We start from the raw sequence: 12038 nt of genomic DNA on the forward strand, positions 1-12038 counted from the left end.
AATTTTGTTTTAGCAAACTTCCTAGAGTAGGTATTGACAGAGAACAGATCTAAAATTGTTCATCTTGAGTTTCATTAGTAGTTTACAAGATCGATATCAATTAAATTTAGGATTAACATATCTTATGATGTTTAAGGGAAACTCTATCTTTTACTAGGTATTACAAAATTCTTTATATTATTTAAAAGGGTGTTGTCATAGGGAATTTCAAGGAAAATATCCCTCTTTTCAATGGGAAAGTCCCATTTGGTCCAATTTGCATTTCTGACAAGAACTCGATACACTCCAAATTCACCTAGCTAAAATTATGAATTATAAAAGTGGAGCCTAGGATGATATCAAGATCATTTATATATTGGGGCATCATTTTAGGGCTCTCCTCTATCGGTTTTGGCCCTCTTGGGATTTGTCAAGCAATGGAATACCTTGCTTTGACGGATGAAGAGGTTCAGCCACCATTCACAAGCTCCCCTAAAAGGTCTTCTCTATCTTCTGAGTGTTTGGACGAAATTTATAAAAGGCTTATATCGCACAACACGCTTTCAGAAGCTGAGTTTAACCAAAGGTTTAGAGATCAACAGTTCCTTGATTTTAGGGCACTTGACTTACGGGGACTTGATCTGAGCACCTACGATCTTCGCTATGCTGATTTTTCCAAATGCAAAATGAGGGGCGTGATATTTTATGGCGCCCTTTTGTGTTATGCCAAATTTGAAGGGGCGGATCTATCCAAGGCAGATTGTCGGAAAAGCGATTTAACGGGGGCTGATTTTGAGAGAGCCATTCTTAACGGAGCCCGTTTTAAGGGAGCGAAAATACTTGATGTTAAAATTAAGGGAATTCGCTCTGCTAAGGGCACCCTATTTGCAGATTTAAGGGGTTTGTCGTCGAAGCAGGCTCACGAGCAAGAAATAAAGGATAAGATCTCAGACCTAACAGGTAATCCCCTGTCTATGATGTTTGAAGGCAGCTGCAGTTTGAGTGAAATTCATCAAACACTATTTGAGAATTTGTGTGAACTTCAACGGCAGAGTCATTCTCATACCATGGTGGATTTTAGAAATTTACAAGCGATCAAAGATCAATCTGCCGAATCGCCAATACCCCTAACAGCACTTGACCTCCATGAATTGACAAAAGAGTTTGCCGAAATCCTAAGATCTCCCTACTTTAAAGGATTGGTTGAGCGCATTTATCCTCAATATGATCATTCGATTATTGTTGTGCAAATGAAACTCCTCGGCGGGACATTAGAAGATCGCATCAAAAAGAACAGCTTGAAAATGCCACGGCTTGATTTACACGGCAAGATACCGTTGAGTATTAAGTACAAATGGGTTGAAAAATTTGTTAAAGCTTCTCAAGCACGGGGTTGCCCTTCCGTTGAAATTGTGACGGGTCGAGGCTTAAACAACCCAAGTGGAATAATGGGTGTGCAGTGGACCATTTTTAAAGATATTCTAACGAGTGAGAAATACCAACCCTATGTTGAGGACATCCACTCCACGAGTAAAAATGGGGGATGGATCGTTGATCTTAAAAATCCAAATCAGAAGATAACAAATACAAAGAAGATTTCCCCAAAATCGAGGAAAGATAAGCGTGTTGGAAAGCGAGATAGGAAAAATCTCAAGGATCATAAAGAAGCCAAATTCTTAAAAAGAGCTACGTTAAGGGACGAGAAATATATCCCGAATTTGCATGAAAAAGAAGCAAAGCTAAAGCCAGTAAAAGCTAAGACCAGGGTGCTTTCCAAGAGGAAAAGGAGAGCAATGCCTCCCTTATCCATAAAAGGGTTTGCATTGATACCAGCTTTGGGTGTTGTGGAGAGTCCACAGCCCGTTTTGGTAAAGGGACAACCATCAAAAGCTAAATCAAAAGCGAAATCATCGAGGAAGAAAAAGAAAGCCGACAAAAAGAAGGCGGCAGTTACGGCATCTTCATCCGTCGCTCCCAATGTAGGGGGATTGCAAACCACACCTGTGTCAGCAAGCGTTGTTACAGAACCAACAGCGGGAAAGAAGAGATCCATAAAACCAGCAAACAATTTAACAACTACCCCAAAGCTCCGGGGAAAAATGGGTACCAAAAGAAATAAGTGAGCGAGCACAAATAGCATGGACACCCTTTTCTTGCCGTTTAGGGGCAGCATCAGAATTCAGGTCTTCGGCCTGATCGCCCGCATGAACAACCGCCACGGATAGCATTGAAGAGCTAAATGTAACCGCGTAGAATATACTCATTTATTATTTTTAGCAAACAAAAACGTATTAATTAAGCTATTCCCTAACGACTGCCAAATTATTTATGGCGATTGAGAAAGTATATATCAAGAGGAAATATTTTTTATGTGTCGTGAATATTTGATATGTCCGATTTAATTAATTCGTTAGTTCTCCGATTTTAGAGTGAGCATTAATGAGGAAATTCTAAAGTTGAGATTTAGTACTTGTAATCTCAGATCTAAATGCCATTTGATAATGAGAGTTTAACCATTTATAATGGTAGTTACATGTCAAACTCTAATAAATTCCTTCTCTCTGTTGCTGCGTTTTTCTCAATACTATTGTCATTTGAAGCTCAAGCGATGGATGGATTAAATGGCGAATCAAATAATGATGATTATTTGGCACAATCCCTAAATGCGCGGGGCTCTTCATTGACAGGAGACTTAATGCCTACAACGGATGAGTCTCTATTTAGAAAATCTAATATTCAGGCCGAATCAGGCGACAAGAACGGTTTGGTTGACTCAAACGTGAAGACCAATAATGAGGCTTCCTTTTCTTCGTATAAGAAAGCCGCTGAAAATGGCGAAACCATAGCAATGGTGTATTTAGGAGATTATTATCTTGAGGCTCAAGGCTGTGATAGTTCTCTAGAAGATAAAAACCAGGCTGTAATTTGGTATGAAAGGGCGGCATTGGCCGGCAACGTACGTGCTATGGTGTCCTTAGCTGGTTGTCTTTCTAAGGCGGTAGGTTTGAGGGATTCCCCTGGAAACAGGGAGAAAGCATTTTTTTGGGGTCGAAAGGCAGCTGAGCTTGGTGACTCCAATGGAATGTTTTTCTTAGCTTCTTTTCTGTATAATGCTATCGGCTGTGAGGAATCTCCAGACAACAAAAGGTACGCTATTTATTGGTATGAAAGGGCGGCATTGGCCGACAACGTATATGCCATGCTGGCTTTAGCTTCTTGTTTGGATGGAGCTCTCGGATGTAAGGACTCTCCAAACAACAAAAGACTGGCTGTTTTTTGGTTTGAAAAGGCGGCATTAGCCGGCAATGTAACTTCCATGGTGCTTTTAGCCTCTCGTCTATATAGCGCTATTGGCTGTGAGGATTCTCCAAAAAACAAAAAGGGTGCCTATTTTTGGTATGAAAAGGCAGCATTGGCCGAAAATATACCCTCTATGGGATATTTAGGTATTTGTTTAAATAGGGCTATCGGATGTGAGGACTCTCCAGAAAACAAAAGACTGGCTGTTTCATGGCTTGAAAGGGCAGCATCAGCTGGCGACCCAGAGTCCATGGTCAATTTAGCTGTCAGCTTATATAGAGCTCGCGGATGTGAAGACTCCCCAGAAAACAAAGACAAAGCAATTCATTGGCTTCGTAAGGCTGCAGAGCTTGGTCATGTAAGGGCAATGATAAACCTCGGAATTTTATTTCTTGAAGATCCTGGCTACAAAGATATTCCGGCGAATAATAGAGAAGCGGTAAAATGGCTTACAAAAGGCATGGAACTTGGATCCAAACAGTGTGCATTAGATTTGGGTAATGCTTACTTTGAGGGTGCAAAAGGAGTGGACAGGAATAATCAATTGGCCTTGGTATGTTTTGAGAAAATTAAACATAATTGGACCGTTGCGAATCTTATTGGTGCTATATACCTGGGGCAGAAAAACTATACTAAAGCTTTGGAAAGTTATTTGGAGGCTAGGAGGCAAGGTATATCAGTATCAGTAGGTCTGATCAATTTTCTTGAAAGAAAGGCAGCATTGCTAAATAGAAGAACATCAGTTGCTTCCAAGACTAAAAAGAATGTTGCCCGAGATGCGGCAATAGCTTCTAAACAAAATGGTATTGAGCAAGACGTGAGGGCAGTAAAAGGGCTACACGCCCAATTACTTAAGCAGCTTGAAGGTAAAAAAGGACCGTTGGTAGAAGCTGACGGCGGATCTACAACTGTTGAGGCCTTACTAAATAAGGTTCATAGTGCTTACGTAGCTTTTGAGCAAAGTTTTGAAAAGAGTTCAGATCTTTTTGAAAAGAGGGTGAGTGTAGATGCTCTTACCCAGATACTTTCCGGATTGGAAGAAACGCTTCTTGTTGCTGAACAGGAAGAAAGCAACAAAATACATATGGAAGCCTTAAGAAAGAAAGCTAAAGTTGAGCAAAAATTATATTTGCCTATGGAGATTGGACGTGATGAATCACCTACTAAAGAAGTCAAGGCCCAAGCAGAAAAGACTTTGGCTAAAAATAAGGATCGTCGTCATACCAAAAAAGTGAGGAAGCATACAAACCCCACAAGCACAAAGGGTAAGAAGAATTCTCCCGCCCTAAAAAGCATTAAGGCACAGCTTGTTAAGGGGCCCTTTTCCGACATGAAAGAACCTGTTAAGCGCACAAAATCCCAGATCCCCGCTGCAGCCTGGGATAACGTTTACAAGATTCGAGATTCCATTCGAGATGCAAGCGACATGGAAGATGCCATAGGCAAAATGAAGAATCTTCCAGGTGATTTCGATTTCCATTATATTATTCCTATGTATGCGGGCATTCCGAATGCGGATCTTGCTTTTCAAATGCGGATTAATGAGCAGTATAGGGCGATTATAGCCTTCGTTAAAGTCACTGTGATGGTTTTGGAGCAAGGTGTCGACGGGAAGAAGAGCAACATTCCTATAGAAAAAGATGTCTACAAGCTCTATGGGGATACAATTTACATTACCGACCCCCATGTAAAGGCTTAGACCTCAGGCTTAACGGTGATAATTCTTTCGTGTCATATTATCCTTCCTAGTTTTACGTCCAAATCCTAACTTTTTTTATGGACCTGATATAGGGGGGACAGGACAACTAACTTCAATATCATTCATTAATCCAAGTTGATACTGAGCGCTGGGATGATTTTGGTTCCCTCAATCGTCATAATTGTCCGGAAAACAATTATCTACTCAGATTGTTGCAAATCTTAGACATACAATTATATTGCATTCTATATACTATATGGTAACATTTATTTTATGAAGTTAAATACACTTTTCAAACAGTTACTTTTCGTAAACTATATCCTTGTGTTGGGAGCCCTTTTCCATTTAAGTCCACTGGTCGCTCAAGAGAAGAGCAAAGTTTCTAAGGCCGACCTTGTGCAGAAGGCAGAGCCTACCAAAGATTTTAAGAATGACGTCACCCCACCAAATTCAGGAAATACTTCTTCTAAACGATTTCAAGATAAAGTTGTTTTTATTACGGGTGGAACAACAGGAATTGGCCTTGCAACAGCTGTTAAGTTTGCCGCTGAAGGCGCAAGTCATGTAATTGTTTGTGGAAGAAACAAATCGAAATGGCTTGGTTCCCAAGATTATATCAAAGGCCATTTAACTGAGGAGCAGGCCAAAACTATCGAATTTGTGCCTTGCGATGTTCGCGTGGAATCCAAAGTCAAAGAAACGATCCAGAACATCTATGAAAAATATGGACGATTGGATATTTGCTTTAACAATGCTGGCGTTCAACCCGGCGATGCTTCTGTTGGCGGAAATGTCACAGAATTAGAATTTGACTCTCTGATTGGAGAAGACGGATCCATTGTGTATCGCTTGCCACCACCACAACCAACTTCCCCCTGTCAAGAAAACCAGACTTGCAAATCACCGAATCCATCACAAACCACAAAGGCTTCCTCTTATAGTGAAAGCCCCCTGGCAACCAGTATTTTTGGGGTGTTTTATTGTTTAAAATGGGAAATTGCTTTCGCTTTTTCAAAGCAGCCTAAAGATATGCCCATGGCCATTATAAACACGTCGAGCCGCAATGGCATTATTCCGGATCCCCATAGACCTCTTTATGCGGGCGCAAAAGCCTTTGTCATCTCCATCACGAAGTCCTTGTCTAATCAAGTGGCACAACGTGCCATCAAAGAGAAACGGGCCCCCATACGCATTAATGTGATCGCGCCAGGCCCTGTTGATACCCCCTTAGAACGAGCCGCCTTTCCTGGTAGTGATGCCGAGTTTACAGCGAAAGCTTCCGTCGGCGTTCCTATGGAACGCGTCGCTCAGCCTGAAGAAATTGCTTCTGTCGTTCTATTTCTTGCTGATGGAAATCAATCGGGCTATATTACCGGCGCAAATCTCCCCGTTGATGGAGGAGATGTTGCATCACCTTTGATGCGGGTTCCTTAAACTAAGACACCCTAAACCAAAAAGGCCTAAACTAATACCATAAGTGCTCTTCCATGGATATTTAACGCTTTGGTCTGCTCTCTCTAAACAAGACCATTGGGGTTGAGAAATTCTCAATTAGAATCAACCGGAATCTAAGAAGAATTTTAGATGAAATGAACACGTTTACAGAAGAATAGATCACATTGGCCCTCCATATAGCAAACCAGACCAGTGTTGAAGACCTAACTCTCAACCTCGGCATTTCTCAACAAACAATTTATGATTGGAAATCCTAGTATGGCGGGATGTAATCAGCTTAAGTCCGAAAGGTGAAGCAACTTGAGGCAGAAAAAAAATGCTTAAGCAATTGGTTGCAAGGATCGCGAGTTGAATAATGGAATACTAGAAAGTGCATTGAAAAATATTCAAAATTTGTTGATCAAAAGAGGTGGGAGTTCGATTCTCCCCGGGGGCAACACAAATTATACGATTTTTAAAGGATTGCTCCACATCCCGTAAAGATCTTGAAAAAATTGATTTATCATAAAGGTATTTAATGCCCCTCATGCTGAGGAGGGGCATTTTTATAAGGGTTTTATGCTGCTTGCGTAAAAGATTCTTTTTCTTGAAAGTCACTCCATTGTTTATGCAGCTCTTCTCTTTCTTTATGAGAATTGGCCTTCATTGATATGACCACGCCTCCTCCTTTAAGACCTTCTTCAAAAAGCTTAACGTGCTCATTTGGTGTTTCCGAACCAATTAGTACTCCTATTAATCCTCCTGCTGCGGCTCCTGCACCAGCTCCTGCAAGGCTTGCTGCTAAGGATCCAGCAACGATAAGACCCAGCCCAGGAATTACTAAAGAAGTCCCTGCAGCCGCGAAAGCAGCTGCTAAGGCGCCGACGGAGCCTCCTATCACAGCACCAACTCCAAGCCCTTCTAATGCTTTATTACCTAAGTCAGTAGCCTCAATATCCGTATAGTCAGAAAAACATTTCTTATGAGTACTTTCAGACATAACAAGATCAATGTCATCTGGCTTGTATCCTTGGCGTAATAGGTCAGCATAAACATTTTCAGCCGTTTGTGGCCGCTTAAACAGGGCCGAAATCTGATTGTTATCTCCTAATATGATCAGGTCTACATTTTTATTAATAGTTTCTGTATGGGGGATTATTTCTTTTGTCATTTTAGCTTCCTTTTAGTTTTCGTTTAAGCTGCCTTTAGTTCTTCTTTTAAAGTGCGCATGTCAAGAGCAAGCTGAGTTGCCTGCTCATTACTCAAAACCCTTTTTGCCATTTCAAAAATATCGCCTTCTTCTTCCTCAACATGATGGGTTACTGAGTGCTTAAGTTCCCCAAATTGTTCTATCCACTTTTCACTCTCGATAGATATTTTATAAATTTTTGTAATGTAATCTTTTACTTCGGTGTGTTCTTTTTCAGCGTGCCCTATTAATTCAGCAGCTTCTTCAAACGCCCTTAAAGCCTCGTAAAATGTTGAACTTTCCGCTTGTATATGAATAAGTAACTCCTTTGCAACTTCATCAAATATTGCTTTTCGCTTATCTGAGCTTCGAGTTGAAAGTATCTTATCAAATAGCTCCGCAACAGTTTCATGATCCCTTTTTAAGTAAGTAAAAATATTCATAATCTTCTCCTTTGTACTTTTTGTTTCTAACTATCGCATATAAATTTTTAAACATTTTTGCATGCTAATCGTGCTAAACGTTTTGTCACTGAAACAACCAAAATTAAAGCTATACTCTTTCCTTTTCAACCAATACGTTAATTTACTACTATTTTTAACGTATGATTTTGTTCGTCACAGAGAATATAAATAGGATACAAAAGAGCTGTTGAAAGAATATGATATGAAAATGAAATTTCAAAATAGAAGTCGAAAGAAAGTAGACTCAATTTGGAGTTCGATAATTTATAAGGTTACAGTTCCATGCTTAATTATATCTTCAATCCTTCTCGGTGTGCCTTATTACATAAGACATTCATTTGCATCATATGCCTCATCACATGAATTGGTAATTGATGTTGAGAGTATTCACTATAATTGGCGGGTTTGGAAGCTTCCAAGCATCATATTGCATAAAGTAGCTATAAAAAATATGGGATTAAACCCCACATTTACTAATGTAAGTGCAAGTAGTATTTTGATAGAGCCTAATTATAAGGAGTTTTTTAAATCTTTCCTGAAAAATTATAATCTCTTTATAAACATTCAGAGCCTAAAGATTTCCCTTGCAAACGGGAGTGTTTTAGAAGGCGAGACAATAACAAGCAACTTGTATTATAAAAATAGTATATGTAAAATTCATGATTTCAGCGTAATTCCCTTCAAAGTAAAATTAGGTAAAGAGCAGAGTTCCTCTCGAAAAGATGAGAATCATAAAACTTGTCAAGGCCGGCTTGTCATTTATGAAGTTAAGGGAGAAGGGCAATATTATCTAATAGATAGGGAGCTTGAAATGTACCTTAAAGCCCCGCCAGCTTTAGCACAAATGCCTGTTGGAGCCGTTTATAGCCTGCAAGCAAAGGGGAAAATTAAATTTTTAGGGGGAATGCCTTACATATATGCAAAGAATCTGGATGATCCAGGAGTCAGAGGTAAAATTACTTTTACCATAGATAATTTTTCCAATTTCTTGCACCATTTAAATCAAGCAGAATTAATTTCCACTATTGCAGAAAATATAGGAACAATTATTGGCCTTCCCATGCCTCGAATAGATCCTTTTACCCATCAAACAGAAATTTTTACAAATGCTGTTTCTTTAGAAATGACTTTTCATCCAGATGGAACATATCTAGGAAGTATGAAGTTATAAGATCTGCGGATGGTAAGGACGTGAGAATTTGACTTTTGTCGAGGGCATCACAAAATCAAGCTTGTGAGATGATTTTCCCCATATCTAAACAATCAATATTTATCATTTATCAATTGTTTGCCAATCAAATTTTATGTGCTTTCTAATATTGATAGGCATTTTACGTTAATAGTTTATGGCTCCTGTTTGGCTTCAATAAATATATCCAATTGTTGTCCAATAAATATATCTTTAACGTTATTTGGCATCGCATATACACACTCAATAATTCTAGTATCAATCAGTTCTGTGCTTTCTCCACTAATTTGTTGCTTCTGTTGTGCATAAGGTTCAAGCCGAACAAACTTTAAAGGGAAATTAATGTCACTATTACTCTTCAAATACGCAGTAGCATTAGACTGAGCATCAAATCTCCATCCATCATTTTCATCGATTTGAACTCTGAGATGCAAGGGTGTGTGATTGCCCATTAAAATTAGGTTGTTCCGGGATGGAGATGATTCAGAAATTTTTTCTCCCAAAAGTATACCAACTTTTAAAATAATTCCCTCTAAGGGCGCTTTTACAGTTAATTGGTCGAAATTTATCATAGCCAGATCTAGCTGAGCTCTTGATTGTGCCAACTCACTTTCTTGAAGTTTTGCTTGGGCTACCAACTTCTCAACAGCAAATCGCCTCTTTTGATGTTCTTCAGAACTGATTGAAAGGCCAGACTTCATTTTTTCAGCTCGTTTTAAATGATCTTCATTTTCACGAAGCATTACAAGCGTCATCTCAAGATTTGATTTTGCCGCATCAACTTGACTTTTCTTTAAATTGATATCAGCAAGAGCAATGGAATTGTCTAGGGAGAACAATGGGGTCCCCTTTTTTACAACTTGACCTTCACTCACATATACTTCCGAAACAATACCACTGGAAAAAGAACCGATACTGATGTTGCGAGTATTAGCTTCTACAAACCCTGTGCCAGAAATATTATGAAGATAGGGAGCTGATGCAGGGTGTGTGCAATCATACATGGGGGGTGAACTGTTTCGGCCCAGTGTAAAAGAAAATATTACCGCCGCACAAAAGCCTACAGCCGCAATTAAAACGAGAAAGTGCTCTTTCCATAAGTAAATGAATGTTTCTTTATTCCCATACCTCTCAAAGAAGGTGAGGACATGATTTTTGAGAAAATTACTCATAATTAGTTTCGATCCTTTCTATTCGGCCATCATCCATATATGCAATACGATCTGCATATTGAAAAATACGGCTGTCATGAGTTACCACCACCAAAGTGGTTTTAAATTTTTTATTTATATGCCGCATGATTTCTAATATTTTTGTTCCAGTTGCATGATCCAAAGCGCTTGTAGGCTCATCACAAATCAGTAAAGATGGTTGATGAACTAATGCACGTGCAATGGCTACGCGCTGTTGTTGTCCTCCAGATAGTTGGGTAGGGCGGCTTTGCATTTTATCTTTTAATTGAACCTCAACAAGAATTTGTTCAGCCACTTTCACTGCTTTATCATGAGGCATTCCATTTATCATAAGAGGGACCGCCACATTTTGCGCTATAGATAACGTTGGAATTAGATTAAACGATTGAAAAATAAATCCTAAATTTTTCGCACGAAATTCCATTAAGTCGTTTGTTGACATGTTCTCATAATGGTGACCTTCAACTTCACACTTACCAAAATCTTGGTGCAAAATGCCTGCAATAATAGAAATGAGAGTTGTCTTTCCGCACCCTGAAGGCCCCACAATCATCAAGAATTCTCCTTTTGAAACTTCCAAATCCACCCCCCGTAAAGCAACAGTTTCAACTTCTCCGGTACTAAAGGTTTTGATTATTCCTGAACATTTTATGGCAAGCATATGCTACCCCCGAAACACGATAGAAGGGTCTACACTCAAGACGCGCCGGATGCCAAGAATAGCAGAGAACATTACAATGATCAGTACACCAATACCAGCAAATAGCAGTAATGAAGGCAACATGAGGAAGGCGAGTACAGTATCATGAACCAGAATGCCAAATATTGTTGTTAATCCCACTCCAATACCATAACCTACAAGGCCAACCACTGTAGCTTGCAGCATTACCATTTGTGCGAGAATCTTGTTTTTTAAACCCATAGCCTTTAAGGCTGCATAATGCTTCAGATTATCTTGCACAAAATTGTAAAATGTTTGCCCTGCAATTGCTGCGCCAACGATAAATCCAAGCAAAATAGAAATGCCGAAGTTAATGGGGATTCCCGTACTTTTCATCCAGTATTTTAAGCTCACTGTTTTAAATTCATCAGCCGTGTAAGCGGATAGTTGTGTTGTTATTTTAATTTTTTCACACAACTCATTTAAATCCTGATCTGGTTTCGCCTTCACAAGGATATATGTTAAGTGGCGGCGTGAAGGAGGGGCATAACGCAAAGCTCGGCTATAGGTCGTATAAACTTGTGGCTGAAGAACAAAGTTACGTGTTGTTTTTACCAAGCCGACAACCACAGCACGCCGATCATTAATTTCAAGAACATCCCCAATTTTTAAGGGGCGGTAATTTTTTGCGTTCGTTTGGACTCTCAGGTGAGTTCGAGCGGCTTCTTGATCGACAAAAATAGCATCATTACGTCTAAAATCAGAAAGATTCCCTGCAATAATTTTATAGGGGGCTCCCACAAGTGTAGCGTCATCAACTCCTGTCATATCAATAGTCTTTGTCCGACCATCAGGCAATTTTACGCGCATTAGGTTTTTAAAAAGCGGAGCTGCCCACGCCACTCCGCCAATTCCACGAACCCTCCATAA

At 39.6% G+C, this 12038-nt stretch carries 9 protein-coding genes; 4 read left to right on the forward strand and 5 right to left on the reverse strand.

The genetic code is table 11. From position 1 onward, the window contains the following. Window positions 1–332: 332 nt before the first annotated feature. From K2Y18_08845 to K2Y18_08855, 3 genes are all read left to right on the forward strand, one after another. Window positions 333–2102 carry a pentapeptide repeat-containing protein gene (locus K2Y18_08845; GenBank protein MBX9805840.1) on the forward strand — a complete coding sequence of 590 codons (1770 nt, stop codon included), beginning with the start codon at window positions 333–335 and terminating at the stop codon, window positions 2100–2102. 410 nt (window positions 2103–2512) lie between these two features. Then, window positions 2513–4978, forward strand: coding sequence for a hypothetical protein (locus K2Y18_08850; protein ID MBX9805841.1), 2466 nt, complete (start codon window positions 2513–2515; stop codon window positions 4976–4978). A gap of 273 nt (window positions 4979–5251) precedes the next feature. Next, a complete protein-coding gene (locus K2Y18_08855) occupies window positions 5252–6412 on the forward strand; it encodes an SDR family oxidoreductase (GenBank protein MBX9805842.1) in 1161 nt (386 codons plus the stop codon). 577 nt (window positions 6413–6989) lie between these two features. Here K2Y18_08855 and K2Y18_08860 read toward each other — a convergent pair. Together K2Y18_08860 and K2Y18_08865 are read right to left on the reverse strand one after the other, a co-directional pair. Then, window positions 6990–7583 carry a hypothetical protein gene (locus tag K2Y18_08860; GenBank protein ID MBX9805843.1) on the reverse strand — a complete coding sequence of 198 codons (594 nt, stop codon included), beginning with the start codon at window positions 7581–7583 and terminating at the stop codon, window positions 6990–6992. 23 nt (window positions 7584–7606) lie between these two features. Beyond that, a complete protein-coding gene (locus K2Y18_08865; GenBank protein ID MBX9805844.1) occupies window positions 7607–8044 on the reverse strand; it encodes a hemerythrin domain-containing protein in 438 nt (145 codons plus the stop codon). Window positions 8045–8267: 223 nt separating this feature from the next. Between K2Y18_08865 and K2Y18_08870 the strand changes: the two genes are divergently transcribed. Beyond that, window positions 8268–9236, forward strand: coding sequence for a hypothetical protein (locus K2Y18_08870; protein ID MBX9805845.1), 969 nt, complete (start codon window positions 8268–8270; stop codon window positions 9234–9236). Between the two features lie 173 nt (window positions 9237–9409). Here K2Y18_08870 and K2Y18_08875 read toward each other — a convergent pair whose 3' ends face one another. From K2Y18_08875 to K2Y18_08885, 3 genes are all read right to left on the reverse strand, one after another. Then, a complete protein-coding gene (locus K2Y18_08875; protein ID MBX9805846.1) occupies window positions 9410–10258 on the reverse strand; it encodes a biotin/lipoyl-binding protein in 849 nt (282 codons plus the stop codon). Window positions 10259–10418: 160 nt separating this feature from the next. After that, window positions 10419–11108 carry an ABC transporter ATP-binding protein gene (locus K2Y18_08880; protein ID MBX9805847.1) on the reverse strand — a complete coding sequence of 230 codons (690 nt, stop codon included), beginning with the start codon at window positions 11106–11108 and terminating at the stop codon, window positions 10419–10421. A gap of 3 nt (window positions 11109–11111) precedes the next feature. Continuing rightward, a partial coding sequence (locus K2Y18_08885; protein MBX9805848.1) for an FtsX-like permease family protein occupies window positions 11112–12038 on the reverse strand: 927 nt, incomplete at its 5' end.

This window comes from Alphaproteobacteria bacterium (genome assembly GCA_019746225.1).
Classification (GTDB): domain Bacteria; phylum Pseudomonadota; class Alphaproteobacteria; order Paracaedibacterales; family VGCI01; genus VGCI01.